Genomic DNA, 26,028 nt, shown 5'->3' with positions numbered 1-26,028 from the left:
GACATGCGTAAGCTGATCGCAGGCAATTGGAAAATGAACGGTCTCGTCTCCTCCCAAGCTGAGATCGAGGCGCTGAAGGGGCTAACGGGCAGTGCGACGTGCGATATCGTCGTCTGCCCGCCCTTCACGCTGATCGACCGCGCCGTGGCGCGGGTCAAGGATACGGATCTCGCCATCGGCGCGCAGGATTGCCACGCGCAGTCGTCGGGTGCCCACACGGGCGAAATTTCTGCCGAAATGCTTGCCGATCTCGGTGCGCGCTATGTCATCCTCGGACATTCCGAACGCCGTGTCCTGAACGGCGAGGACGATGAGATTGTGCTGGGGAAGGCGCTTGCCGCGCATCGGGCAGGCTTGATTTCGATCGTCTGCGTCGGTGAGACACGCCATGAGCGCGACGAAGGCCGGGCAATCGAAGTCGTCGGCGAACAACTGCGGGGATCCGTCCCCGAGGGTGCTACCAGCCGAAATCTTGTCATCGCCTATGAACCCGTCTGGGCAATCGGAACCGGACTGGTGCCGACCCACGAACAGATTGAGGAGGTCCATGCGGCGATCCGGCAGATGCTCGAAGAGCGGCTGGGCAGGGATGGCCATTCGGTCAAGATCCTCTATGGCGGCTCGGTCAAGGCATCCAATGCAGAGGCGATATTCGGGCTTCGCAATGTGGACGGAGCGCTGGTCGGCGGCGCATCGCTGAAGGCCTCGGAATTCGCAGGAATTATTTCGGCAGCCGTTTGAACTCTGAGTGCGGAGACAAGTGTCGCCGGTGCAGATCGGTGCGCTCACGCCGGCGCCGTTGAAAGGAAAAGAGAATGCAACGTTTTGAAAACAAGACCGTCGTCATTACCGGCGCAAGCCGCGGTATCGGTGCAGCGATCGCCAAACGCTTTGCGCGCGAAGGCGCCAATCTCGTCGTTTCGGCCAATGAAGACAGCGTGCATGGCGTGGCAGAACAGATCAAGTCAGATGGCGGCAAGGCTATTTCCTTCGTTGGCGACGTCACTGACAAGTCAAGCGTCAAGGTCCTTTATGACGCAGCCGAGCAGGCATTCGGCGCTGTCGACGTCTCCATCCAGAATGCCGGCGTCATCACCATCGCCCGCATCGAGGATATGACCGAGGGCGAGTGGGACAAGGTCATGGCCGTCAACACCAAAGGCGTGTTCCTCTGCGCCCAGGAAGCGATCGCCCGCATGCGCAAGCACGGCCGCGGCGGCCGTCTCATCAACACGGCCTCCGGCCAGGCGCGCGACGGCTTCATCTACACGCCGCATTATGCCGCCTCGAAGATGGGCGTCGTCGGCATCACCCAGAGCCTTGCCAAGGAAGTCGCCACCGACGGCATCACCGTCAACGCCTTCTGCCCGGGCATCATCGAGACCGACATGTGGGCCTATAACGACCAGGCATGGGGCAAGCTGCTCGGCAATTACGGCCCCGGCGAACTGATGAAGGAATGGGTCGAAGGCATTCCGATGAAGCGCGCCGGTTCCGGCGAAGACGTCGCCGGCCTCGTCACCTTCCTTGCCAGCGACGATGCAGCCTACATTACCGGCCAGACCATCAATGTCGATGGCGGCCTCATCATGTCCTAGCTCTGTTCGACAATAGGAAACGGTGCTTTCACCTCTGCGAGGCAGTTCCCGCGGCGAGATCTGCACCCAACCTCTTGCAGAACAAGGCCTTCATCATCTATCTAAGTAATGTTCTCAGGGCGGGGTGCAATTCCCCACCGGCGGTATCGAGGCAACTCGGAGCCCGCGAGCGCCTTCGTGGAAGCGAAGGGTCAGCAGATCCGGTGAGATGCCGGAGCCGACGGTCATAGTCCGGATGGAAGAGAGCAACGCAGAGGACACCGCTCGGCACGCGGTGTTTCATATGCTTGTTCGCCCAAGGGAAAATGGTGGCTTTTGACAGGCCATGTACGCCGCACACTGCGGCTAACCCTTGAAAGGCAGAGAAGATGGCAATTTCCAAAATCGAAGATGCGATCGTCGCGATTGCGCGTGGCGAGATCGTGGTCGTCGTCGACGATCGTGATCGTGAAAACGAGGGCGACCTCGTCATCGCATCCGAGGCAATCACCCCGCAGGCGATCGCCTTCATGATGAATTATGCTCGCGGCCTCATCTGTGTGGCAATGGAAGGCGAGCGGCTGGACGARCTGCAGATCCCGCAGATGGTCCCCAACAATACCGAACTTTTGAAGACGGCTTTCACCGTGTCGGTTGACTATATTCCTGAAACGACGACCGGAATTTCGGCGGCTGACCGCGCCGCGACGGTTCGCGCACTCATTGCCGAGACGTCCCGCCCCGAGGATTTTGCGCGGCCCGGCCATATCTTCCCGTTGCGTGCGCATCCGAACGGCGTGCTTTCTCGTCCAGGTCATACCGAGGCGGCTGTCGACCTCGCAAGGCTTGCCGGCCTGTCGCCGTCAGGTGTCATCTGCGAGGTGGCCAATGATGATGGCACGATGGCACGCCTGCCCGAGCTTGAGCAGTTTGCCGAACGGCACGGCCTCCATCTGATCACAATCGAGGATCTCATTGCTTATCGGGGCGTGAGAGCGCCTGTTAAGGCCGCCTAGTAAGCGTGTCTTGGCCTGGCGTAAAAGAGCCACGGCGAGCCAAGATCGCGTGGGTGCCGTTTGTGTAGTCTGCAACGAGGCACTCGCGCTCTGGCACGGATAAGCAGCGTGAGCTATTAGCTCGACGAAGGCCCGATCACGCGGGCCTTCGATGTTTCACCATGCCTTCAGACGACGAGTGCTAGCGCCGGTCCCTGATCGTCCGTCTTGCGTTCCTGGCCGGCCGTGCCTTCCAGGCTCTCGGAAGCCAGCAGATTGAACTCCCGACGTTCTTTCTCCGATACGATCGCGAGGTCGATGACCTTCTGCAGGTTGGCGGCATGGCGGAAGGTGGGATCGTCCTGCTTTCCGGTTCTGACCGCTTCGGCAAAGCGCTGGTAGTTGGTCAGCACTGCCGGCACCTCGATGTCACGCCAGGTGGCGCTTTCAATATCGTCACCGAAGCAGCCCCGAAGATCTGAGCCGTCAGGACGATGGATGACTTCGAGGCTGCCTTTTTCGCCATAGATGCGCAGCTTCAGTTCGTTGAGATGACCGGTCGCCCAGCGTGTCGCATGGATGACGCCGAGAGCGCCATTGGCGAAATCGACAGACATGGTGAAGCTGTCATTGGCGTCGAGCATATATTCACCGATCTGTCCGCCCGGCGCCTTGTTGAAGGTCTTGAGGCGCGCAAAGACATGGTCGATATCGGTCGCGGCGCCATAAGCGGCGAAATCGAGAATATGAATGCCGACATCGCCGAGCACGCCGTTCGATCCATGGCCGGTGGACAAGCGCCACAGCCAGCGCGATTCCGTGCGCCAGTCGCCCCAGGCGCGAGACACCAACCAGCTCTGCAGATAGGAGGCCTCCACATGGCGGATGGTGCCAAGTTCGCCTGATAGCACCATCTCGCGGGCGCGCTGCAGCGGTGCGACGTTGCGATAGGTGAGGTTGACCATGTTGACGACGCCGGCGGTCTCAGCCGCTTCCGTCATCTCCAGCGCATGGGCGTAGTTTTCTGCCAGCGGCTTTTCACAGAAGACGTGCTTGCCGGCGGCGATCAGCGCCAAGCTCGTCGCATGATGTATCCGGTCAGGCGTGACGTTGGTGGCGGCATCGAATTCGCCCCAGGCGATCGCTTCCTCGAGCGTGCTGAAGCGCTTTGCGATGTTGAAATGATCAGCGAACTCATCAAGCCGGGTCCGATCGGTGTCGACGGCGCCGACCACCTCGACACCATCGATGGCGAGGAAGTTGGCAACCTGGTTTTTGGCCATCATGCCCGTGCCAAGAACAAGTAGACGCATTGCTCTTCTCCTCAGCGGTAACCGGCTTCGCCGGCTTGATGCAGTCTCGGACCACGCTCGACGATCGGCTCCAGTGCCTTCTCTACCGGCACATTTGGGGCATCGGTGATGCTCTTCAGGTCGCCCTGCGGGTTGTAGGCCCACTTCACGCCGTTGATCAGCACCTTCTGCACGTTGGCATCGTGATAGGTCGGGTAGGTTTCGTGGCCGGGGCGGAAATAGAAGATATTGCCCGCACCACGGCGCCAGGTCAGGCCAGACCGGAAAACTTCGCCGCCCTGGAACCAGGAGATGAACACCGTTTCCAGTGGCTCCGGCACCGAGAACTGCTCGCCATACATTTCTTCGTTTTCCAGCACGAAGTTTTCGCCAATGCCGGCCGCGATCGGATGGCGCTGATTGATCGTCCACAGGCGCTCGCGCTCGCCCGCCTCGCGCCATTTCAGCGCACAGGGCGTGCCCATCAGCCGCTTGAAGATCTTCGAGAAATGGCCGGAGTGCAGCACGAGCAGGCCCATGCCTTCCCACACCCGCTTGGCGACGCGCTCGACGACGGCATCGGAGACGGCACCATGGTCCTTGTGGCCCCACCAGGTCAGAACGTCGGTCTCGGCAAGCCGGGCCTCCGTCAACCCATGTTCGGGCTCCTGCAGCGTTGCCGTGGTCGCGGAAATAGCCGGATCGGTGTTCAGCGCCTTGGCGATCGTGGTGTGCATGCCGTCCGGATAGATCTCCCGGACAATGGCGTTGGTATTTTCGTGGATGTTCTCACCCCAGACGATGGTGCGAATAGACAAGTTTCTGCTCCTTCACAGCAAGTAGCGGACCGGAACCGATGGGAAGCGGTCGGATCCTGTTTGTTTGATTGGTGGTCAGGCTGCGCCCTTGAAAGGGACCTTTTCGAGTGCGCGTCCGGATTGGTCGAAACGGTGAATGCGATCCTTGACCGGCGACACGCCCAGTTGCTGGCCGGGCTGGTGGCTCGATACGCCGGTCTCTCGCACGGTCAGCGGTTCGGCCGAGCCGATGTCGAGATAAACGAAACTGTCCGAGCCGAGGATTTCTGAGTGGATGACGGTGCCGGTCCAGACAGGATCCTGATCTCTAAACTCGATATGTTCGGCTCGCACCCCGATCATGTGGGCATTATAGGGAGCCGCGAACGGGCCGGAGAGGAAGTTCATTTTCGGCGAGCCGATGAAGCCGGCGACGAAGATTGAGTTCGGGGTCTCATAGAGCTCGATCGGAGTTCCGACCTGTTCGACGACGCCATCGCGAAGAACGCAGATGCGATCGGCAAGCGTCATGGCCTCGACCTGATCGTGGGTGACATAGATCATCGTGGTGTCATGCATGCCACGGTGAAGCTTGGCGATCTCCAGCCTTGTGGCGACGCGCAACGCAGCATCAAGGTTCGACAATGGTTCGTCGAACAGGAAGACCTTCGGGTCACGAACGATGGCGCGGCCAATGGCCACGCGCTGGCGTTGGCCGCCTGAAAGCTGGCGCGGCAAGCGCTCCAGATAGGGTGAGAGCTGCAGCATGCCGGCTGCCTGTTCGACGCGCGCCTTGCATTCTTCTCTGGTTCGGCCGGAGAGCTTCATGCCGAAGGCCATATTTTCGTAGACCGTCATATGCGGATAGAGCGCATAGGACTGGAATACCATCGCGATGCCGCGCTTCGACGGGGAAAGACGATTGACCGGCTGACCATCGAAGGAAAGCGTGCCTGACGTTATGTCCTCCAGTCCTGAGATCAATCTAAGCAAGGTGGACTTGCCGCAACCGGACGGGCCGACAAAGACCATGAACTCCCCCTTCCGGATGTCCATGCTGACGCCCTTGATGACTTCGAATGCCCCGAAGCTCTTGCGGATATTGTCTAATCTAATTTGTGCCATGTCGCGCTTTCCTCAGCCTTTGACGCCGCCGGCGGTCAGCCCGGAAATGATCCGGCGTTGAAAAATAAGAACAAGGATGACGACGGGCACGGTAACGATGACCGATGCCGCCATGATATTGCCCCAGGGGATTTCGAACTGACTGCCGCCCGAAAGGAGAGCGATCGCTACCGGCACTGTCCGTTGCGCATCCGACGAGGTGAAAGTCAGGGCGAACAGAAATTCATTCCAGGCCGTGATGAAGGCAAGCAGACCGGTGGTGACCAGGGCCGGCCACATCAGCGGCATGAACACCTGCGTGATGATGACCCAGGGGGAGGCGCCATCGACGATGGCCGCTTCCTCGATCTCGATCGGCAGATCCCGCATGAAAGTCGTCAGCACCCACACCGTGAAAGGCAGAGTGAAGATCATATAGGAGAAGATCAGCGCGAAGGGCGTGTTGAAGATGCCGATCCAGCGGATGAGTTCGAATAGCCCTGCGAGCACAGCGATCTGCGGGAACATCGAGACGGACAGAATAGTCAGCATCAAGAGGGCCCGACCCCGGAAATGCACGCGGGCAAGCGCGTAGGATGCGGTCACGGCGAGCAGCAAAGAGGCGGCGACCACGAGGCAGGCAATGAGCAGCGAATTGCCGAGGCTGCGGATGAAGCTGCCGGTCGTCAACACGCCGGTATAGTTTTCCAGCGAGATCGAGGTCGGCCAGTAGGTGACCTCGAAGAGCGCGGTGCCGGCTTTGAAGCTTGTTAGGATCGCGTAATAAAACGGGAAGACCGCGATGATGACGATGACCGCGACCAGCAGATAAAACAGCGTATTCTTCGTGGCTGTGAGCAGCATCAGCGTTCGCCTCCGCCAAGATTGACGCGGCCGAGCCAGATGTAGAGCACGGTAACGGACGCGATGATAAGAAAGAGAACAGTGGAGGCGGTTGCGCCATAGGCGAACTTGTCGAAATCGAAGAGGTTTTCGCGCGCCATCACCGACATTGTCTTGGTCTGGGCGTTGTTCGGTGTCAGCACGTAGATCAGGTCGAAGATGCGCATGGCATCGAGCATGCGGAAGATCACGGCGACCATGATTGCCGGGCGGATCAGCGGCAGGGTCAGACGCCAGAACACTTTGATGGGGTTGATGCCGTCGATCTTTGCGGCTTCGTAAATATCGGCCGGAACCATTTGCAGGGCGGCGAGGATCAGCAGCGCCATGAAGGGCGTTGTCTTCCAGACGTCGACGATCAGAACGGCGATCATCGCTGTCTGAGGATCAGCGGTCCACGCGATCTTCTGGCTGATGAGCCCGAGGCTGAGAAACATGTCGTTGAGGATGCCGAACTGGTCGTTGAGCATCCAGGCCCACATTTTCGCGGAGACGATGGTCGGGATCGCCCAGGGAATGAGGATAGCGGCGCGCACGATGCCGCGGCCAACGAATTGCGCGTTCAACACAAGGGCGACGATGAGGCCGAGCGCGGTTTCGATCGTCACCGACAACAGCGTGAACTTAGCCGTATTCCAGACGGCGCCCCACCAGGCGGGATCGGCCAGCAGTCCCCTATAGATCGTGCGGCCGCTCTTCAGGGTGACCCAGGAGAGGTAATTGTCGAAGCCGACGAACTGGGCATCGCCGAGGTTCGTCAGCGACGCGTTGGTGAAGCTGAAGTATATGGTGCGGAACAGCGGCCAGCCGGCAACGATGGCCAGGATCAGCAGGGTCGGAGCTAGGAAGATCCAGGCGGATCGGACACGTTCCGAGCGCAGATCCGAAGAGATTGCCTTCGTGTGCGCGCCTGTGCTCAGATTTTGGGAGACTGCAACTTCACTCATGGAATATCCGCTTCATGAGACAATCGACGACGGCGTTATCGGAAGCGGCAGCGACGAGATATCCGACGCTGCCGCCTTGATTTGCTACCAGCCGCTGCCTTGCAGCGTCGTCAGATCGGCTTCGAGAAGCTCTAGGTTTTCTTCGGCTGTCCCGCTGCCGGAGAGCGTATTGTGCACGGCGGTCCAGAACTTGGCGGAAACCTCGTTATACTTGACCTTGGCAACAGCCGACGGCCGCGGCACCGCGTTTTCGAAGATCGGCTTCCAATTCGGCATGAACGGTTGCGCAGCAGCAATGTCCTTGTCGTCATAAAGCGCCGACAAGGTCGGCAGGTTGGAAAGCTCGATGGCGCGCTGCTTCTGGCTTTCCTTCGACGTCAGGAACTTGACGAGTTCGATCGCCGCATCCGGGTTCTTCGAATATTTCGAGACGGCGAGATTCCAGCCGCCGAGCGTCGAAGAGGGCTTGTCGCCTTCTGCGGCAACGGGAAGTGTCGTCACGTCGAACTTGCCCTTGACCGGGCTGTCGGCGCCGTTGCCCAGCGCATAGGCATAGGGCCAGTTACGCATGAAGACGGCGTTGCCGGTCTGCCAGACACCGCGGGATTCTTCCTCCTGATAGGCGAGCACACCGCTCGGTGAAATCGTGCCGATCCAGCCCTTGGCGCGATTGAGCGCTGCCGCGGCCTTCTCGTTGTTGATCGAAATCGTGCCGTCGGTCTCGATGATCTGGCCACCGCCCGAGGACTTGACCCATTCCAGTGCATCGCAGGTCAGGCCTTCATAGGCATTGCCCTGGAAGACGTAGCCCCAGAGATCCTTCTGGCCGGCGGCGCGTTCCTTATCCTGGATTTCCTTGGCGGTTGCCTCCATCTCGTCCCAGGTCTTCGGCGGCTGCTTGCCGTATTTCTCAAGCAGATCCTTGCGGTAGAAGAGGGCCGGTGCATCCGTATAAAGCGGCATTGCGACCAGACGGCCGTTCACGGTCTGGGAGGCAACGATCGCCGGGAAAAAGTCGCCGACGACGTCCTTGGTGGCATCCTTGAGATCGACGAACTGGTCTGCCAGCTGCGGGGCCCAGATAACGTCCGTCTGGTAGACATCGACATCCGTGTTGCCGGCTGCGAGCCAGAGCCGATATTGCGAAAACTGTTCAGTGGATGAGGGCGGCATGGTGACGATCTTGACCGTATTGCCGGTCGCCTTCTCGAAGGCATCGAGCTGCTTGCGGAACAGATCGAGGTTCTTGCCGGTAGAGCTCGCTGAAATGCTGATCTCGGCGGCAAAGGACGGAACTGACACGCCAATAAGCGCAGCCGCGAGGGCGGCCGCAGTGAAACGAAACTTCATTTTCTCCTCCCAAAGACCAAATTGAAATCGATTTGGTTGTGAAAAACTGTCAGAAGGTCGATACMGTGTCAAGGGAGGTTCGTGATTGCGACCTATACTTGTTCATAAATGCAGAATATCGTTTAAAATCAACTAGAAACCCAAATGCCGTGATTTCCTAATTCGCGCTAGTGTTCATCTGGCGGCAGATGAAATTGAAATCGATTTGAGAAAATATAATCGACGGCATAGAATGTGGAATTTGCGAGGCCGATGGTATAGATGCCCGGCAGCGCAGGCGATGAAAGTTATTTCGGTCAATGAAACTCAAAGAGTTCGCAAAACAACTTGGATTGTCTCCAACGACCGTCAGCCGTGCGCTCAGTGGCTATCCCGAGGTAAGCGAGGTGACGCGCGCCCGCGTCGTCCAAGAGGCGGTGCGGCTGGGCTACCGGCCGAACGTCAATGCGGTCAGACTGAAGACCGGCCGGGTTGGCGCCATTGGCGTCGTCATGGGGCGCGCCGGCGAGTTTCATTTCGCGGAATTCATGGCCGGCATGGCGGAGCGTCTTATCACGGAAGACACCGATATTCTGGTCATTCCCATGGCCAATCCCGAATATGATGCCGAGATGCAACTTTACAGGCGGCTGGCGGAAAGTCAGCGGGTGGATGCGATCATCGTGCATTCGCCTCGGCCCAATGACCAGCGCATCGCGCTGCTGCATGAGCTGGGAATGCCGTTTCTCGTTCATGGCCGTTCAGACATCGACGTGCCGCACCCCTGGCTCGATATCGACAATGAAGGGGCTGTACGCCGCGCGACCTCGCATTTGATCGATCTCGGTCATACGAGGATTGCGATGATCAATGGCCGCGAGGGCGCAACTTACGCGCTGCATCGCGACATCGGTTACCGCAGCGCCTTGCAGAGCCACGGGATCGAGGTCGATCCGCAACTGATCGCCAACGGCAATTTCACCGACGAGCTCGGTTTCCGCTTTGCGCGGTCATTTCTCGAGCAGCCGAAGCGGCCGACCGCGTTTGTCGCGGGGTCGATGATGACGGCGCTCGGTATTTACCGCGCCGCACGTTCGCTGGGGCTCCAGATCGGCAGCGATGTCTCGGTCATTGCCCACGATGACGTCTTTCCGTATCTGACAGCCGACAACATGGTCCCCTCGCTGTCGGCAACCCGGTCGTCGATGCGAGCGGCTGGTACGCGATGCGCCGATCTCGTCCTGCAGCTTTTGGCCGGGCGTTCGCCGACGGAGATTCACGAATTGTGGCCGGTTGAACTCATCCTGCGCGAGTCCACCGGACCGGTGCGGACGCCCCGGACCTGAGCGATTGACGTTTGTAAAGCCTTCCTGACATCATCGCGCTGTCTTGTGCGATCGCCAGGAGCCCGCGCGTCGACATCGGATACAAGGTCGAGTTGGGACCGGCCGCGATAGTGTCAGCGATTCACGAAGCTTTGGCCTCGAAAGTGGGGGCGAAATCACCCAGCGATTTCGCCTTCAGGATCGTGCCTTCGATATCCTGCCCCACGATTGCTTCGAGATCGGCAAAGCTGTCGATGACGTAGTAGATCGGCTGGAGGATATCGATCCGGTAGGGCGTCCTGAGCACGCTCAGCAGATCGAACGGCCGAAATTCGCATGCCTTGCTTTCCGTCGCCGCCTTCGCTTCGCTTGGCGATGAGACGATCCCTGCGCCGAAGCAGCGGCGGCCCTGCGGCGTATTGATCAGGCCGAACTCGACGGTGAACCAGAAGATGCGGAACAGATGCCAAGAATAGCCTTTGCCGAGGCGAACAGCTGTTTCGCCGAAATGCCGTACGAAATTGGCATAGCTCTGGTTGGTGAGCATCGGGCAATGGCCGAAAACCTCGTGGAACAGGTCCGGTTCCTCGATATAGTCGATATGCTCGCGACGGCGTAGGAAGGTTGCGAGCGGGAATTTGCCTTGTGACAGAAGTTCATAAAAGCGAGAGGGCGGAATGAGCGCCGGCACGCCTTCCACGCCGAAGCCGGTGGTCTCGTTTAGGCGTCTGTTCACATCGAGAAGCTGAGGCACCTTGTCGGGCTTCAGCCCTAGCATTTTCACGCCATCCAGATATTCGCGGCAGGCCGCATCGGCGAGCAGCTTCATCTGACGCCGGTAGAGTTCGCCCCAAATCGCATCTTCCTCAGGGGTATAGGCATATAAACCGTCCGAGCCAGGCAGTTTGGCGGTGTAGCTGCTTTCCTTGGTCATATTCTGATCCTCCCGGGATAGCGTTTCTGCCATTATCCCCCGGATTTTGAGGATTTTCTTTTCTTTCGTGCTGCCAATTGCCATAGTGATGGCAAATATTCCCAAATGTGGTACAGAAAATGAAAGAACCTGGGAATTTTCGCCGCAAGCTTCTGCAACTTATCCAAGCCGACGGCAGTCTTTCGCTGGCAGACCTGGCGGAAAAGGTCGGCATGTCGCAAAGTTCGGCCTGGCGGAAGATCCAGGAACTGGAAGCCGACGGTGTCATCCGTAAGCGTGTGACACTACTCGATCCCGGAAAACTCGATCTCAAGCTCTGCGTGATCGCGCATGTGACGCTGGAGGATCACCACGAAGAGGCGGTCGCCTCTTTCGCTTCGGTGGTTCTGGAGCGGCCGGAGATCATGGAGTGCTATGCCTTGTCAGGCGCTTTCGACTACATGCTGAAGATAAGGGCGAGGGACGTGGAAAGCTACGAAGCCTTCATGACCCGCTACCTCATGCGCAATCCGCATGTGCGCACAGTCGTATCGAGCTTTGTGCTGCGGGAGCTGAAATTCTCGACCGAACTGCCGCTCTGACGCTTGGTGCCAGATCACCGCGTGCTGTCGCCATGCCGATGACCCGGCATGTGTATCGGAAAGCCTTCGAATGTCTTCAGCGTGTCGAGCACGATCGAGGTTTTTACGTGCTGCACCGACTCGTGGGGTAACAGGACGTCGTTGACGAATTTGGAGAGGTCCGCGAGCCCGCGGGTCGCGACCTTCAAGTGATAGTCCATTTCACCTGTCAGCGCATAGGCTTCGAGAACTTCCGGCAGTCCATTGATCAACTGCGAAAATCTGCGGGCATTGTCTCTGTTATGGGTGGCAAGCGTCACGGAAATGATCACCAGCATATCCAGGCCTAGCTTCTGTTGATCCAGATAGGCCCGGTAGCTGCGAATATATCCCTCAGCCTCCAGTCTCGTCCGCCGGCGCGAGCATTGCGAGGGTGAAAGCGCGATCCGCTCCCCCAGCTCATTGTTCGTCAAACGGCCGTCTTTTTGAAGCTCCTGGAGCAGGCGCAAATCCAATTTGTCGAGCTGTTCATCCATTGCGCGGAATCTCCAAAATTCTCACGAACCGTGCATAATCTCTTCCTCTGGCATGAAGAATGCAAGAACTTTGCATGCGTTTTGGGCCACACTTTGCATATCGAAGTCCAGTTCCCAGGAGGAAAAAATGGGCCCTTTTCCGCATGATGCACCGCCCTCGGAAATTACCGCCGACAACCCGGCCGGCACCGACGGATTCGAATTCGTCGAATTCGCCCATCCTGAGCCCGAGAAGCTGCGCGAGCTCTTCACGCGCATGGGCTACATCCCAGTCGCCAAACACAAGACGAAAGACATCACCGTCTGGCGTCAGGGCGACATCAACTATGTCCTGAACGCCGAACCCGGCAGCCATGCCGCGCGTTTCGTCGCAAATCATGGTCCCTGCGCCCCGTCGATGGCATGGCGCGTCGTCGACGCCAAACACGCCTTCGATCACGCGGTGTCGAAAGGCGCCGTTCCCTATGAAGCGGATGACAAGGCGCTCGACGTCCCGGCGATTGTCGGCATTGGCGGCTCATTGCTCTATTTCGTCGAGACATATGGTGCAAAGGGATCGGCCTACGATGCCGAGTTTGATTGGCTCGGCGAGCCTAACCCGCATCCTCAGGGGATCGGTTTCTATTATCTCGACCATCTGACGCACAACGTCTTCCGTGGCAACATGGACAAGTGGTGGGACTTTTACCGCAACCTGTTCAATTTCAAGCAGATCCACTTCTTCGATATCGATGGGCGCATTACCGGTCTGGTGAGCCGCGCCATCACGTCGCCCTGCGGCAAGATCCGCATCCCGCTGAATGAATCGAAGGACGACACGAGCCAGATCGAGGAATATCTGAAGAAATACAGGGGTGAGGGTATTCAGCACATCGCCGTTGGAACGGAAGATATCTATGAGGCCACTGACAGGCTTGCCGACAATGATCTGCGCTTCATGCCGGGACCGCCGGAAACCTATTACGACATGTCCTATGAACGCGTGAACGGCCATAGCGAACCTGTCGACCGTATGAAGAAGCATGGCATCCTCATCGATGGCGAAGGTGTGGTGAATGGCGGCATGACGAAAATCCTGCTCCAGATCTTCTCCAAAACAGTGATTGGACCCATCTTCTTCGAATTCATCCARCGCAAGGGCGACGASGGCTTCGGCGAAGGCAATTTCCGCGCTCTCTTCGAATCGATCGAGGCCGATCAGATCAAGCGTGGTGTCATCGGTACTGCGGCGGAGTAAACTCTCGGGGCCACCTCGCGCGTCTGAAAGGACGCGCGACGCCGAGAGTTTCCGGGGAGGAGTTGAGCAATGGACCAGACATCAATCCAGACTTCCGAGGGTGAAGCCTCGACGGCAAGCAAGCTGAAATATATGCCGGGGTTCGGCAATGATTTCGAAACGGAGTCGCTTCCCGGCGCCTTGCCGCAGGGCCAGAACAGCCCGCAGAAATGCAACTACGGTCTTTATGCCGAGCAGCTTTCCGGCTCGCCATTCACCGCGCCGCGCGGGACGAATGAAAGGTCCTGGCTTTATCGCATTCGCCCGAGCGTGCGTCACACAAGCCGCTTCTCGAATGCGTCCTATCCGCTCTGGAAAACCGCGCCTTGCCTGGACGAGCATTCGCTTCCCCTGGGGCAGCTTCGCTGGAATCCCATCCCCACGCCAACCGAGAAGCTGACGTTTCTCGAAGGGGTGCGGACAATGACGACGGCAGGCGATGTGACGACCCAGGTGGGCATGTCAGCACATGCTTACGCCTTCAATGAGGACATGGTGGATGATTACTTCTTCAATGCCGATGGTGAACTGCTGATCGTGCCGCAGCTCGGCGCCATCCAAGTGTTCACCGAAATGGGCATCATGGACGTGGAGCCCCTGGAAATATGCCTCATCCCGCGCGGCATGATGTTCAAGGTTCTCCGTAATGGCGAGCAGGCGGTCTGGCGCGGATACATATGCGAGAATTACGGCGCGAAGTTCACGCTGCCGGACCGCGGCCCCATCGGCGCCAACTGCCTGGCTAACCCGCGCGACTTCAAGACTCCTGTCGCCGCTTTCGAGGACAAGGAAAAGCCTTGCCGCGTCCATGTGAAGTGGTGCGGAAAATTCTATGTCACTGATATCGGTCATTCGCCGCTCGATGTGGTCGCTTGGCACGGCAACTACGCCCCCTTCAAATACGATTTACGGACGTTTTCTCCTGTTGGCGCGATCCGCTTCGATCATCCCGATCCGTCGATTTTTTCAGTGCTGACCGCGCCCACCGAAGATGCGGGCACGGCGAATGTCGATTTCGTGATCTTTCCGCCGCGCTGGCTGGTGGCCGAGCACACGTTCCGTCCGCCTTGGTACCATCGCAACATCATGAGCGAGTTCATGGGCCTGATCCATGGCCAGTATGACGCCAAGGAGGAGGGCTTCGTCCCCGGCGGCATGAGCCTGCACAACATGATGCTCGCCCACGGGCCGGACGCCCTCGCCTTCGAAAAGGCATCCAATGCCGAGCTCAAGCCGGTGAAGCTGGATCACACCATGGCCTTCATGTTCGAGACCCGGTACCCGCAGCAATTGACGAAATACGCAGCCGAGCTTGAAACGCTGCAGGATGATTATCTGGAATGCTGGGACGGCCTGGAACGCAAGTTCGACGGAACCCCCGGTATCAAGTGATGGCCTCAAGTGAGGATCGGTCAGGCATCCTCTGGCACAGGAATGGGATATGAAGCTTGCGACGTTGAAAGACTCCACGAGAGATGGCCGGCTCGTTGTCGTCTCCCGCGACCTTACCCGCTATTCCGAAGTCGGTCACATTGCCCGCACGTTGCAGGCGGCTCTCGATGACTGGCAGCACGTGGCTCCAAGACTCGCGCAGATTGCCGAAGGTATCGAGACAGGTGCCCAGCCGACGATCCGGTTTCACGAACACGACGCCGCATCGCCCTTGCCGCGGGCCTACCAATGGGCTGACGGTTCGGCCTATCTCAACCATGTTGAATTGGTACGCAAGGCGCGGGGTGCCGAGATGCCGGCGAGCTTCTGGACCGATCCGCTGATGTATCAAGGTGGTTCGGACGGTTTCCTCGCGCCGCGAGATCCGATCGTGGTGGCTGACGAGACTTATGGGATCGATATGGAGGGTGAGGTTGCCGTCATCGCCGGTGACGTTGCTATGGGTTCCGGTCCTGAAGCAGCGCGCGATGCCATCCGTCTGGTGATGCTCGTCAATGATGTGTCGCTGCGCGGTCTCATACCGGACGAGTTGGCAAAGGGATTTGGCTTCTTCCAGTCCAAGCCGGCATCGGCATTTTCTCCGATCGCGGTGACGCCGGACGAGCTCGGAGCGTCGTGGGACGGCGGCAAGGTGTGTCTGCCGCTGCTTGTGAGCTTGAACGGCAAGGCATTCGGCAAGGCGAATGCGGGCATCGATATGACGTTTGATTTTGGCCAGCTCATCGCCCATGCCGCCAAAACCCGCAATCTGGTGGCCGGAACGATCATCGGCTCGGGAACGGTTTCCAATAAGCTGGATGGCGGAGCGGGCAAGCCCATCGAAGACGGAGGAGACGGCTACTCATGCATCGCCGAGATACGGATGATTGAGACGATCGAGACCGGATCGCCGAAGACTCCGTTCATGAAGTTCGGGGATCAGGTCCGCATCGAGATGAAGGATCGTGCCGGCCATTCGATCTTCGGGGCGATCGAGCAGACGGTCGAAAGATACAGGGGAGCCGGGCTGCAATGAACGAGGTCGTTCTCTACGATTACTGGAGGTCATCGGCGAGCTATCGCGTCCGCATTGCGCTCAATCTCTTGGCGATCGACTACAAAACAGTGTCCATCAACCTGTTGGAGGGAGCGCATAAGAAGCCGGAATATCTGGCGCTCAACCCGCAGGGGTTCGTGCCGACATTGGTGATCGACGGGAAAACTCTGACCCAGTCGCTGGCAATCATCGAGTATCTGGCCGAGGTTCGGCCGGAATGCGGATTGCTGCCAGCGGATATTGCCGATCGCCAGAAAGTGCGCGCCTTCGCATACGCGGTCGCCATGGACATCCATCCGATATGCAACACGCATGTCGTGGCGCACCTCATGACCGTAGCGGACAAGACCGACGCCCGCGAGGAATGGATGAAGCATTTCATCACGGACGGACTTCGTAAACTGGAAGCGATGATCGACCCAGCCGACAAAGGGTTCAGCTTTGGGGATACACCGACGATGGCGGACCTCTGTCTTGTTCCTCAGGTCTACAATGCCCGCCGCTGGGGAGTGGACATGACCGATTTCAAGCGCATCGTCGATATCGATGGCAAATGCGCCAAGCTGCCAGCCTTCCAGGCTGCCCATCCTGACTGCGCGAAACCTCAACGCAAAGGGCACGTTTGGAGTGCGCGGGAACACGACCGATGAGGCGGCGCACGCCTATTGCGACCACCGCTTTTCCCGCCGCTTTTCTCAACCACATGCTGCTATGTTTCTCCGGTGCCGAGGCCAAGGCTGAATCCTGTTGCATCAGTTGAGTTAGGTCGAGATCACCGAATGACCCGCGACGCCTCTCGTGGCGCTCATCGCGCCGACCGCCGGCTGAGCTTCCCTAAAGTCGGGCTCGGATATCGTACCTGATCCCGTGGCATGAGCAGAAGAGGGGCGGACGATATCAACCGTGTGGTGATATACTCACCCCAGGAGGAACTCTCGCGCTGGCAGTCGAGGGTTTGCGCGATGACACAGGGCTTGGCCGCGGCATCCCGCCTCGGCCCAGGAAGGGAAGGAGACAACGCATGAACAATGTAGCGATCCACCCAATCGTGGATTCAGGATACCGGGCGACCGATGCGTCATTTGTCGGCGGCACGCTCGTATGCAATTGCGCGAGCAATCCGGTCAAAGTCCGCGTCAAGGGCGATATTGCCCACAACCATGCTTGCGGCTGCACGAAATGCTGGAAGCCGCAGGGTGCGGTCTTTTCCGTAGTTGCCGTCGCGCCAACGGCGAACGTCGAGGTTCTGGAGAACGGAAACAAGCTCGCGGTCGTCGACACGTCCGCGCTGATACAGCGCCATGCCTGCAAGGATTGCGGGGTTCACATGTACGGGCCTGTCGAGCGCGATCATGCCTTTCAGGGGCTCTCCTTCCTCCATCCCGAACGGTTCCAGGAAAGAGGCTGGGCAGCACCCGGCTTTGCCGCCTTCGTGTCGTCCATTATCGAAAGCGGATACGACCCCGGGAAGATGGGCGCCGTACGCTCGCGTCTCAAGGAGGTTGGGCTTGAGCCCTATGATTGCCTGTCGCCCGGGTTGATGGACTTGATCGCCACCTGGACGGCGAAAAAGGCAGGGGTTCTCCCGGCCTGACACGTCGCGGAAATTCGCTTTCGGTACCGTCGCGATTCTCGCGGCGGTGCCCCAGGATAAAGGCACTCGACGCGCCTTCTCCCGGATGCGGGTCAGTCCTTGTTCGTCATGGCTGCCCGCAACGCGTCGTTGATACGCTCCTGCCAACCTGAGCCGCCGGCCTGGAAGTGGGCGAGAACCTCGCTGTCGAGCTTCAAGGTTACAAGTTCCTTCACATTCGGCAGAGTGGGCCGCTCGACGGCCGGTGTCGCCGGTTTCTTGACAGGTTTGAACAGGGCCTCGGCCGCTTCATGCGGGTTAGCGGGGCGTCTCGGGGTGCGCATGAGCGTTTCTTCCTGTTTTTCGAGCCCGACCATTCGAGCTCGAGACCGGGTTTGTCGACAGGATCTGTCGCATCGTCAAGTGGAAACACCGGAGGCGATCTTCAAGAGTGGGAAAACTGCCGCCCATCTCAGGGAGAATCCGCCTTCAATCCCGCATGTCCCATGTCCCTAAGCAGCGCATCCCTTCAGGAAGATATCGGCGCACATTCTCGCCCTCGCGGCGATCTCTTCAATGTCGGGCGCCGGCAGCTGACGCAGCATGGCGGCGCGCTGGGGTTCCATGATCATCATGCCGCGCAGCATGCCGCAGGCGGCGTGCGGGTCTTCGAGCTTGATCAGCCCGTGTTCCACCTGGCGGCGCAGCCAGTTTTCCATCGACGTGTTGGTGCGCACGATCGCCTTCTCGTAAAACGAGGTGGCGAGTTCGGGAAAGCGGTCGGATTCGCCGATGACGAGGCGGGTAATCGTGATCGTGTCCTGCGAAAGCGTCAGCATGCCATAGGCCATCAGCATGCGCTCCAGTCCCTGGCGAAGCTCGGCCGTCGCCAGTGTGCCGGGGTCGAGTGCCAAGAGGAAGCGTCCGGTGCGATCCGAGACCATTTCGGAAAACAGATCTGCCTTCGTCGGAAACAGGCGATAGAGCGTCTTGGTTGAAACGCCAGCTTCCTGCGCGATCGCAGCGATGCTGACCGCGGCATAGCCATTCTCGTGGAACTGCCTATTGGCGGCCTCGATGAGCACGCCGCGCGTATCTTCGTCACACCGTACCTGCGGCCTGCCGCGCGGCTTTTTCTCGATATTGTGATTTTCGACCATCGCGATTTTCCAAATTCTTGTTGACTTCTCCTTTTTAGCTCATATTTTGGAAAACATCAAGTTTCCTAAATTGGGCTTGAGCCGAATTTCAAGGCCGCGGCCAAGACGACAGCGACCTTCCACAAGGAGAGAGACGATGTCCGTCACGAAGCTGCATGCTCTGAACAACAACGGTGTCCCGGACGATATGCCGGCCACCGAAACCACCGCTGAAGCCACACCTGCAACGCTTGACGCCGGCAAGACGCCGCGTGTCACCGAGCCTGCTGCCGCGCCTGCTGCAGAGGCACCGGTCCGCAAGCGCGGCGGCCGCTCGCTGCTGATCGGCGGTGCCGCCATCGCCATCATCGCCGCCGGCGCCTATTACGGCCATAATTACTGGACGGTCGGCCGCTTCGAGGTCTCGACCGACGATGCCTATGTCAAGGCCGACAGCACCACGGTTTCCCCGAAGGTTTCAGGCTATCTTATGGAGGTCCTTGTTGCCGACAATCAGGCGGTGAAGGCCGGCCAGCCGCTCGCCCGCATCGACGATCGAGATTTCCGCACTGCGCTCGATCAGGCCAAGGCCGATGTTGCCGCTGCCGAAGCAACCGTCAACGCCAAGCAGGCTTCGCTCGATATCCAGCAGTCGACCATCGCCGCCGCTCGCGCCACGCTCGACGTTGACCGGGCCAACGAGACCTTCGCGGAACAGAACAACAAGCGCTATACGAACCTGGCCACCAACGGTTATGCACCAGTTCAGACCGCCCAGCAGGCGGCTTCGGCAATCGCCGCCGCTCAGGCTACGATCGTGCGCGACAGCGCTGCCCTCGACGCCTCAACGAAGCAGGTCGAGCTACTGAATGCCGAGCTTGCCCAGGCCAGGGCGACACTTGCCCATGACCAGGCTGTCATGCATCAGGCTGAGCTCAACCTCTCCTATGCGACGATCGTTGCGCCCGTCGATGGCACGGTCGGTAACCGTACGCTGCGCGTCGGCCAGTATGTTCAGGCCGGCACCCAACTGATGGCAGTGGTGCCGACGACAGCTGCCTATATCGTTGCCAATTACAAGGAGACACAGCTGACCGATGTCCATGCCGGCCAGCCTGTTGCTATCGAGGTCGACATGTTCCCGGGCCGCACCTATCGCGGCCATGTCGACAGCCTGGCGCCGGCAAGCGGCCAGGAATTTGCGCTGCTGCCGCCCGACAACGCCACCGGCAACTTCACCAAGGTTGTCCAACGCATCCCGGTGAAGATCGTGCTTGACGGAGATGCCGCCGAAAAGGGCGATCTGCGACCCGGCATGTCCGTCCAGCCGAGCATCGACACTAAGGTCGATGCTACCAGCAACTAAGCGAAGGGGCAGGAGATCGTGTCATGTCCAGTATCGCAACAACATCAGGCGCTATCCCGCAGCCGGGCGCCAGCACCAAGGCCAGCACAAGGGATTGGATTGCCGTTCTCGCCGGTATGATCGGCGCCTTCATGGCGATCCTCAATATCCAGATCACCAATGCCTCCCTCCTTGATATCGAAGGCGGCATTGGCACAGGCGTCGACAACGGCGCCTGGATCTCCACCTCCTATCTGATCGGCGAGATCGTCGTCATTCCGCTGACGGCCTATTTCAGCAATGTCTTCTCGTTCCGCCGCTATATCCTCGTCAATTCCATCCTCTTCCCGATCTTTTCGATGGCCTGTGCCTTCGCCCATGATCTCGGCACGATGATCCTGCTGCGCGGCCTGCAGGGCTTTGCCGGCGGCGTGCTGATCCCCATGGCCTTCACCATGGTGCTGACCAAGCTGCCGAAGAGCCAGCAGCCGCTTGGCCTTGCCGTCTTTGCCTTGTCGGTCACCTTCGCCCCGGCCATCGGCCCGACGATCGGTGGCTACCTGACCGAGAACTACGGCTGGCAGACGATCTTCTTCATCAACACTATCCCGAGCCTCATCATGGCGGCGGCGCTCGCTCTGACGCTTGAAAAGCAGCCGATGCAGCTTCACCTTCTGAAGGAGGGCGACTGGGCCGGCATCGTCACTATGGCAATCGGCCTTTCGGCGCTGCAGACCGTACTGGAAGAAGGCAACAAGGACGACTGGTTCTCCTCGCCCTTCATCGTCAAGCTCGGCATCGTGGCCTTCGTCTTCCTGGCTGCCTTCATCTGGATCGAGCTGGCCGTCAAAAAGCCGCTGGTAAAGCTGCGCCTGCTCACACAGCGCAATTTCGGCATCGGCGTGCTGGTCAACGTGCTGGTCGGTGTGGCGCTCTTCGGCACGGTCTATATCCTGCCGCAATATCTCGGTCAGGTGCAGCGCTACAACGCCGAGCAGATCGGTAACGTGCTTGCCTGGACCGGTCTGCCACAGCTCTTGCTGATCCCGCTCGTGCCTGTTCTGATGAAGCGCTTCGATGCTCGCTATATCGGCTTTCTCGGTATCTCGATCTTCGCAATCAGCTGCTTCATGAACATCACGCTCTCGGCCAACAATGCCGGTGACCAGTTCTTGATCCCGAATATCGTGCGCGCCATCGGCCAGGCCCTGGTGCTGACCCCGATCACTGCGATCACCACAGCCGGCATTGCGCCCGCAGATGCCGCTGCTGCCTCGGGCCTCACCAACATGCTGCGCAATCTTGGTGGTGCGGTCGGCACGGCTTCGCTCGGCACCATCCTGACCAAGCGCGAGCAGTTCCACTCCAACATCATCGGTCAGTCGATCACATTGACCCGTGACGAGGTGCGCGATCGCCTGACCCAGCTCACAGCTTATTTCACCCAGCACGGTGTTACCGATCCGGCCGTCGCATCGCAGAAGGCGATCGTCGCGCTCGGCCAGATCGTCAAGCGCCAGGCGCTGATCATGGGCTTCAGCGATACGTTTGCGGTCATCGGCGTGGTGCTGGCGCTGGCAGCAATTGCCTTGCTTTTCACCAAAAAGCCGCAGGCTGGTGGAGGCGCAGGCGCGCATTGAGGCGCCCGGTCGAAACAGAAACAGGCCCACCGGGCCCGTTTTTTTGTTGCGTCTCATGCGGACCGATTACCGGCGATGGGGATATGCTTTTCAGACGCCGTCATGCCGCCTTCAGCAAGGGCAGCAGCTGTGCGCCCTGCCGTTTGATCTCCGAAAGATAGGGCGTGTCGGACAGAACGAAATGGGTGATGCCGAGCTCCTGGTATTTGCGCAGCGAACGGGCGACATCTGCGGGGGAGCCGACCAGCCAGGTCGTGCCCGCGCCGCCGCCGCCGAATTTGCCGGGCGTGGTGTAAAGATTGTCGTCGAGCACTTCACCGCGCTGATGAAGGTCGAGCAGGCGCTGCTGGCCGACGGCGACGGCCCGCTGGTGGTCGTGCCAGCCGGCACCGCTATTTTCTGCCATTTCGGCGACCTTCGCCTCGGCATCGGCCCAAGCTTCTTCTGTCGTGTCGCGGACCAGCGTCGTAATCCTCAGCCCGAATTGAAGCGGCGGCAGGTCGCGGTCGAGGTCGCGGCTCAGCCGCTTCAAGCGATCGATCCGTTCCCGCACGCCATCAAGCGGCTCACCCCAAAAGAGCTGGACGTCAGCTTCGGTGGCCGAGACGCGCTCGGCCGCTTCCGATGCGCCGCCGAAATAGAGCTTCGGATGGCGGCGCTCGCCGCGCGGCTCGATGCGTGGAACGACGGTGGATTCGCTGACCCCGAAGTGCTCGCCGGCAAAGGTGACGTTTTCCTCGGTCCATAGTTTTCGCACCAGCCGCATGAATTCCTTGGTGCGGCCATAGCGATGCGCCTGATCGCCTTCGCTGTCGCCATAGGCGGCCAGATTGTCCTTGCCGGAGACGATGTTGACGCGCACACGTCCACCGGTGAGATGATCGAGCGAGGCGGCCGCCGATGCGAAATTCGCCGGTCGCCAGTAGCCGGGGCGGATCGCGATCAGCGGCTCGAAGGTTGTTGTCCGTGCGGCAAGTGCAGTTGCCAGAGTAAAGGTGTCCGGCCGGCCCCAGCCGGTGCCGATGAGCGCGCCCTTCCAGCCATGCTCTTCAAGTGCCTTGGCATGGCTCGTCAGCGTTTCCAGGCTATTGTGGTTTTCTGCTGCTGAATCGCCGCGGTGGCCGGGTTTGACGGCATTGGGGATGTACCAGAGGAATTCCGGATTGCTGCTCATGCGATGCGCCTGCGGTTCTCTATGATTGGATAGGATAGCCGGGTTTCCCTGCGAGCCCGGCTGCCCCGTGTCTCTGCGGTGATGTATTACCCGGCGGCCCGGGCGGCTTCGCCCTGCTGCGCCTTGAGTGCCAAGCCATTCGGCGGGCGGCGAAGGCCGAGGTTCTCGCGCAGTGTCGTGCCCTCGTACTCTTCCCGGAAAAGACCGCGCTTGCGCAGGATCGGCACCACCTGATCGACAAAATCCGTCAAACCTGTCGGCAGGACAGGCGGCATGATGTTGAAGGCGTCGGCGGCACCCTTGTCGAACCATTCCTGCATCGCGTCCGCCACCTGTTCCGGCGTGCCGACCACCGTGCGGTGGCCGCGGGCAGTCGCGACCGCCAGATAGAATTCGCGCAGCGTCATATTGTTGCGGGAGACCAGATCGGTGACCAGCTTCAGGCGGCTCTTGTTGAGCTCGGTGTTGTCAGGAAGCGGCGGGGCAGGATCGTCGAGCGAATAACCGGAGAGATCGACGCCCTTGTAGTGCCGCGACAGGATGTTCCAGGCGACCGAGGGGTGAACGAGCGACTGGATGTAGTCGTAATTTGCTTTCGCCTCAGCCTCCGTGCCGCCGAGCACCGGGAAAATGCCGGGGCTGATCAGTAGCTCGTCCGGGCTGCGGCCGTAGCGGGCAAGACGTCCTTTGACGTCGGAGTAAAATTCCTGAGCGTCTTCCAGCGTCTGGTTGGCGGTAAAGATCATCTCGGCGGTGCGCGCTGCGAGCTCGCGTCCGGGCTCGGATGCGCCGGCCTGGACGATGACGGGGTAACCCTGAACCGGGCGTCCGACATTCAACGGCCCGCTGACACTGAAGAACTGGCCCTTGTGATTGAGCTGATGCACCTTGTCCGGATCGAGGTAGACGCCGCTTTCCTTGTCGCGGATGAAGGCATCATCCTCGTAGGAATCCCATAAGCCCTTCACCAGGTCGACGAATTCCCCGGCCCGTGCATAACGGTCGGCATGGGCCGGGTGGCCCGGGATAGAGAAATTCTTGGAGACATCGGCGCCTGTGGTGACGACATTCCAGGCCGCACGCCCCTTGGAAATATAGTCGAGCGAGGCGAATTTACGGGCGAGCAGATAGGGGTCCTCGTAGGTGGTGGAGGCAGTCGCGACAAAGCCGATATTGCTCGTCACCTGCGAAAGCGCCGCCCATAGGGTCACTGGCTCGAAATGAGCGCCCTGGGCCGTGCGGCGCAATGCTTCCGGATCCTTGGCGCGCTCCCAGCCGGCGGGGCTGTCGGCAACGAAAACCAGGTCGAACTTGCCGCGTTCGGCGGTCTGAGCCAGTTCGCGATGGTGATCGATATTCAAGCCGGCATCGGCTTGCGCGTCCGGGTGGCGCCAGGCGGCAATATGATGGCCCGTTGCCATGATGAATGCGCCAAGCCGTATCTGTCTTTTCTGACTAGCCATGATGACGATCTCCGTTGGTTTCAGGCGGCGCGGCGGCCGGGGGCATCAACCCCGAGCCTGCTCAGAAGACGGGTTCGGATCTGTGCGAAGCGCGGATCGCCGTGATCGCGCGGCGCCGGCAGGTCGATGCGCAGATCCTCCACGAAACGGCCCTCGTCGAGCACCAGGATCCGGTCGGCGAGCGAGATCGCCTCATCGACATCATGGGTGACGAGGAGAACGGCGGGGCGGTGTTTTGCACAAAGCTCCCGCAAGAGGTCATGCATCTTCAGCCGGGTCAGCGCATCGAGCGCGCCGAAGGGCTCGTCTGCCAGCAGCAGGGCCGGCTCGCGCACCAGTGAGCGGGCGAGCGCCACCCTCTGCTGCTCACCGCCGGAAAGCTGGTTCGGCCAGGCAGTCTCCCGTCCTTCGAGACCGACTTCGGCGAGCGCCTTGCGTCCGGCTTCCTGCCCGGTTTCACCCGTCAGACCGAGCGTGACGTTCTGGATGACCGTGCGCCAGGGCAGCAGGCGGGCATCCTGAAAGACCACCGAGAGTTTTTCCGGCGTCACGAGCGTACCCGTTCCCTCGACCTCGTGGTCGAGGCCGGCAAGGGCCTTGAGGAAAGTGCTCTTGCCTGATCCGCTTTTCCCGAGCAGGGCCACGAACTCGCCCTCGCCGATATCGAGATCCACGCCGTCGAGGATCGACTTTGCCGCAAAACGCCGCACGAGATTTGCGACGTGGACGGCAGGCTTTAATTGGCAAGAGTGCGGCGCCATGACAGGACCCTCCGTTCGAGCAGTCGGACGAGACCGTCCGAGACGAGGCCGAGAAGCACATAGACCACGAGGCCGACGAGAATGACGTCGGTCTGGCCATAGGTTCGGGCAAGATCGATCATGTAGCCGAGGCCGCTGGTGGAGTTGATCTGTTCGACCACCACGAGGGACACCCAGCAGAGCGTGACGGCAAAGCGCAGACCGAGAAGGAAACCGGGCAGGGCGCCGGGCAGTACGACCTGGAAGACGAAGTCCTTCTGGCTCATGCGCAGCGTCTCGGCGAGCTCGACGTAACGGCTGTCGATGCTACGCAGTGCATTGTGAGTGTGGATGTAGATGGGGATGATGACGGCAAGCACGATGGTCGTGACCTTCATGCCTTCACCAATCCCGAACCACAGGATAAAAAGCGGGATCAGCGCCAGCGTCGGGATGGCGCGCTTGATCTGGATCGGGCCATCGATCAGCGCCTCGCCGATGCGGGACAGACCGGCGATGACCGCGAGGGCCGTGCCGATGACAAGGCCGATGCTGAGACCGAGCAGCGCGCGCGTCGCAGACGTCACGAAGTTGTCCTGCAGGCGGCCCTCGGCGATCAGCCGTCCGAAGGCCTCGACGACCGTCCAGGGCGCCGAGAGAATGCGCGGATCGATCCACCCCAATGCCGATCCGGCAACCCAGGCCAGCACCAGCAGTGCCGGACCGATCTGCAGTCCGAAGGGTATCTCGCGTCCGGGGCCGAGCCTGCGGCGGGCGCGGGAGGCCGCGGGTTTTGTCGAGGCGGTGACACCAGCGCTTCCGCGCGACGATATCCGTGATGTCTTGACGTTATCTGCATCCCAAGTGGTTGCCATGCTTGCGATCTCCTCT

General features: G+C 60.0%; 26 protein-coding genes and 1 riboswitch. Of the genes, 12 read left to right on the top strand and 14 right to left on the bottom strand.

Annotation, left to right across the window (positions count from 1 at the left end; genetic code table 11):
- Nucleotides 1-3: 3 nt before the first annotated feature.
- From tpiA to ribB, 3 genes are all read left to right on the top strand, one after another.
- Nucleotides 4-741, top strand: a complete 738-nt coding sequence (gene tpiA / locus AC1DTN_RS13350; protein ID WP_477921340.1) for a triose-phosphate isomerase — start codon at nucleotides 4-6, stop codon at nucleotides 739-741.
- Between the two features lie 74 nt (nucleotides 742-815).
- Nucleotides 816-1,598 (top strand): glucose 1-dehydrogenase, encoded by a 783-nt coding sequence (locus AC1DTN_RS13345; protein WP_477921338.1) that lies wholly within the window; start codon nucleotides 816-818, stop codon nucleotides 1,596-1,598.
- Between the two features lie 106 nt (nucleotides 1,599-1,704).
- Nucleotides 1,705-1,849: riboswitch (FMN riboswitch) on the top strand.
- A 117-nt stretch (nucleotides 1,850-1,966) separates the two neighbouring features.
- Complete coding sequence (gene ribB / locus AC1DTN_RS13340) at nucleotides 1,967-2,593, top strand: 3,4-dihydroxy-2-butanone-4-phosphate synthase (RefSeq protein WP_113321781.1); 627 nt, start codon at nucleotides 1,967-1,969, stop codon at nucleotides 2,591-2,593.
- A gap of 167 nt (nucleotides 2,594-2,760) precedes the next feature.
- Here ribB and AC1DTN_RS13335 read toward each other — a convergent pair whose 3' ends face one another.
- The 6 genes from AC1DTN_RS13335 to AC1DTN_RS13310 all read right to left on the bottom strand — a co-directional run bounded on the left by AC1DTN_RS13335 (nucleotide 2,761) and on the right by AC1DTN_RS13310 (nucleotide 8,965).
- Complete coding sequence (locus AC1DTN_RS13335; protein WP_477921336.1) at nucleotides 2,761-3,885, bottom strand: Gfo/Idh/MocA family protein; 1,125 nt, start codon at nucleotides 3,883-3,885, stop codon at nucleotides 2,761-2,763.
- 11 nt (nucleotides 3,886-3,896) lie between these two features.
- Complete coding sequence (locus AC1DTN_RS13330) at nucleotides 3,897-4,682, bottom strand: ThuA domain-containing protein (RefSeq protein WP_477921335.1); 786 nt, start codon at nucleotides 4,680-4,682, stop codon at nucleotides 3,897-3,899.
- A 75-nt stretch (nucleotides 4,683-4,757) separates the two neighbouring features.
- The gene (locus tag AC1DTN_RS13325; protein WP_477921333.1) at nucleotides 4,758-5,786 is read right to left on the bottom strand and encodes an ABC transporter ATP-binding protein; all 1,029 of its coding nucleotides are present in this window, start codon (nucleotides 5,784-5,786) and stop codon (nucleotides 4,758-4,760) included.
- Between the two features lie 12 nt (nucleotides 5,787-5,798).
- Nucleotides 5,799-6,629 (bottom strand): carbohydrate ABC transporter permease, encoded by an 831-nt coding sequence (locus AC1DTN_RS13320; RefSeq protein ID WP_037097340.1) that lies wholly within the window; start codon nucleotides 6,627-6,629, stop codon nucleotides 5,799-5,801.
- Nucleotides 6,629-7,615, bottom strand: a complete 987-nt coding sequence (locus AC1DTN_RS13315) for a carbohydrate ABC transporter permease (RefSeq protein ID WP_477921332.1) — start codon at nucleotides 7,613-7,615, stop codon at nucleotides 6,629-6,631. Before AC1DTN_RS13315 ends, AC1DTN_RS13320 begins: the two co-directional genes overlap by 1 nt.
- 84 nt (nucleotides 7,616-7,699) lie before the next feature.
- Nucleotides 7,700-8,965: an ABC transporter substrate-binding protein gene (locus AC1DTN_RS13310; RefSeq protein ID WP_477921330.1), complete on the bottom strand. Its 1,266-nt coding sequence runs from the start codon at nucleotides 8,963-8,965 to the stop codon at nucleotides 7,700-7,702.
- Between the two features lie 299 nt (nucleotides 8,966-9,264).
- Between AC1DTN_RS13310 and AC1DTN_RS13305 the strand changes: the two genes are divergently transcribed.
- Nucleotides 9,265-10,290 carry a substrate-binding domain-containing protein gene (locus AC1DTN_RS13305; RefSeq protein WP_113322516.1) on the top strand — a complete coding sequence of 342 codons (1,026 nt, stop codon included), beginning with the start codon at nucleotides 9,265-9,267 and terminating at the stop codon, nucleotides 10,288-10,290.
- A 121-nt stretch (nucleotides 10,291-10,411) separates the two neighbouring features.
- Here the strand turns inward: AC1DTN_RS13305 and AC1DTN_RS13300 are convergent, their stop codons facing one another.
- Nucleotides 10,412-11,203, bottom strand: coding sequence for a phenylalanine 4-monooxygenase (locus AC1DTN_RS13300; RefSeq protein WP_477921329.1), 792 nt, complete (start codon nucleotides 11,201-11,203; stop codon nucleotides 10,412-10,414).
- A 119-nt stretch (nucleotides 11,204-11,322) separates the two neighbouring features.
- Here AC1DTN_RS13300 and AC1DTN_RS13295 point away from each other — a divergent pair, with 119 nt between their 5' ends.
- Nucleotides 11,323-11,784 (top strand): Lrp/AsnC family transcriptional regulator, encoded by a 462-nt coding sequence (locus AC1DTN_RS13295; RefSeq protein ID WP_113322518.1) that lies wholly within the window; start codon nucleotides 11,323-11,325, stop codon nucleotides 11,782-11,784.
- A 14-nt stretch (nucleotides 11,785-11,798) separates the two neighbouring features.
- Here AC1DTN_RS13295 and AC1DTN_RS13290 read toward each other — a convergent pair whose 3' ends face one another.
- Complete coding sequence (locus AC1DTN_RS13290; RefSeq protein ID WP_477921327.1) at nucleotides 11,799-12,299, bottom strand: Lrp/AsnC family transcriptional regulator; 501 nt, start codon at nucleotides 12,297-12,299, stop codon at nucleotides 11,799-11,801.
- A 127-nt stretch (nucleotides 12,300-12,426) separates the two neighbouring features.
- On the opposite strand from AC1DTN_RS13290, the gene hppD reads away from it, so the two are divergent.
- The 5 genes from hppD to gfa all read left to right on the top strand — a co-directional run bounded on the left by hppD (nucleotide 12,427) and on the right by gfa (nucleotide 17,657).
- Complete coding sequence (gene hppD, locus AC1DTN_RS13285) at nucleotides 12,427-13,536, top strand: 4-hydroxyphenylpyruvate dioxygenase (RefSeq protein WP_477921326.1); 1,110 nt, start codon at nucleotides 12,427-12,429, stop codon at nucleotides 13,534-13,536.
- 69 nt (nucleotides 13,537-13,605) lie between these two features.
- Nucleotides 13,606-14,967 carry a homogentisate 1,2-dioxygenase gene (gene hmgA / locus AC1DTN_RS13280; protein ID WP_477921325.1) on the top strand — a complete coding sequence of 454 codons (1,362 nt, stop codon included), beginning with the start codon at nucleotides 13,606-13,608 and terminating at the stop codon, nucleotides 14,965-14,967.
- A 49-nt stretch (nucleotides 14,968-15,016) separates the two neighbouring features.
- Nucleotides 15,017-16,042, top strand: coding sequence for a fumarylacetoacetate hydrolase family protein (locus tag AC1DTN_RS13275; protein ID WP_477921324.1), 1,026 nt, complete (start codon nucleotides 15,017-15,019; stop codon nucleotides 16,040-16,042).
- A complete protein-coding gene (gene maiA / locus AC1DTN_RS13270; protein ID WP_477921323.1) occupies nucleotides 16,039-16,713 on the top strand; it encodes a maleylacetoacetate isomerase in 675 nt (224 codons plus the stop codon). Before AC1DTN_RS13275 ends, maiA begins: the two co-directional genes overlap by 4 nt.
- Before the next feature lie 371 nt (nucleotides 16,714-17,084).
- Nucleotides 17,085-17,657, top strand: coding sequence for an S-(hydroxymethyl)glutathione synthase (gene gfa, locus AC1DTN_RS13265; RefSeq protein WP_477921321.1), 573 nt, complete (start codon nucleotides 17,085-17,087; stop codon nucleotides 17,655-17,657).
- Nucleotides 17,658-17,749: 92 nt separating this feature from the next.
- Here gfa and AC1DTN_RS13260 read toward each other — a convergent pair whose 3' ends face one another.
- Nucleotides 17,750-17,980 carry a BrnA antitoxin family protein gene (locus AC1DTN_RS13260; protein WP_442207131.1) on the bottom strand — a complete coding sequence of 77 codons (231 nt, stop codon included), beginning with the start codon at nucleotides 17,978-17,980 and terminating at the stop codon, nucleotides 17,750-17,752.
- Nucleotides 17,981-18,148: 168 nt separating this feature from the next.
- Entirely contained in the window at nucleotides 18,149-18,796 is a 648-nt protein-coding gene (locus tag AC1DTN_RS13255; protein WP_477921320.1) for a TetR/AcrR family transcriptional regulator, read from the bottom strand.
- A 136-nt stretch (nucleotides 18,797-18,932) separates the two neighbouring features.
- Here AC1DTN_RS13255 and AC1DTN_RS13250 point away from each other — a divergent pair, with 136 nt between their 5' ends.
- Complete coding sequence (locus AC1DTN_RS13250) at nucleotides 18,933-20,141, top strand: HlyD family secretion protein (RefSeq protein WP_477921319.1); 1,209 nt, start codon at nucleotides 18,933-18,935, stop codon at nucleotides 20,139-20,141.
- Nucleotides 20,142-20,164: 23 nt separating this feature from the next.
- Nucleotides 20,165-21,760 (top strand): DHA2 family efflux MFS transporter permease subunit, encoded by a 1,596-nt coding sequence (locus AC1DTN_RS13245; RefSeq protein ID WP_477921318.1) that lies wholly within the window; start codon nucleotides 20,165-20,167, stop codon nucleotides 21,758-21,760.
- A gap of 100 nt (nucleotides 21,761-21,860) precedes the next feature.
- Here the strand turns inward: AC1DTN_RS13245 and AC1DTN_RS13240 are convergent, their stop codons facing one another.
- From AC1DTN_RS13240 to AC1DTN_RS13225, 4 genes are all read right to left on the bottom strand, one after another.
- Nucleotides 21,861-22,934, bottom strand: coding sequence for an LLM class flavin-dependent oxidoreductase (locus AC1DTN_RS13240; RefSeq protein ID WP_477921316.1), 1,074 nt, complete (start codon nucleotides 22,932-22,934; stop codon nucleotides 21,861-21,863).
- A gap of 86 nt (nucleotides 22,935-23,020) precedes the next feature.
- On the bottom strand, nucleotides 23,021-24,397 hold the full coding sequence (locus AC1DTN_RS13235; protein ID WP_477921315.1) for an LLM class flavin-dependent oxidoreductase: 1,377 nt from the start codon (nucleotides 24,395-24,397) through the stop codon (nucleotides 23,021-23,023).
- A 20-nt stretch (nucleotides 24,398-24,417) separates the two neighbouring features.
- Nucleotides 24,418-25,158, bottom strand: a complete 741-nt coding sequence (locus AC1DTN_RS13230; RefSeq protein WP_477921314.1) for an ABC transporter ATP-binding protein — start codon at nucleotides 25,156-25,158, stop codon at nucleotides 24,418-24,420.
- Entirely contained in the window at nucleotides 25,134-26,012 is an 879-nt protein-coding gene (locus tag AC1DTN_RS13225) for an ABC transporter permease (RefSeq protein WP_477921313.1), read from the bottom strand. The genes AC1DTN_RS13230 and AC1DTN_RS13225 overlap by 25 nt, the downstream gene beginning before the upstream one ends.
- Nucleotides 26,013-26,028 lie beyond the last annotated feature (16 nt).

The sequence above is a fragment of the Rhizobium sp. 01T444 genome (assembly GCF_056398305.1).
This window is presented reverse-complemented; position numbering and strand designations above follow the sequence as displayed.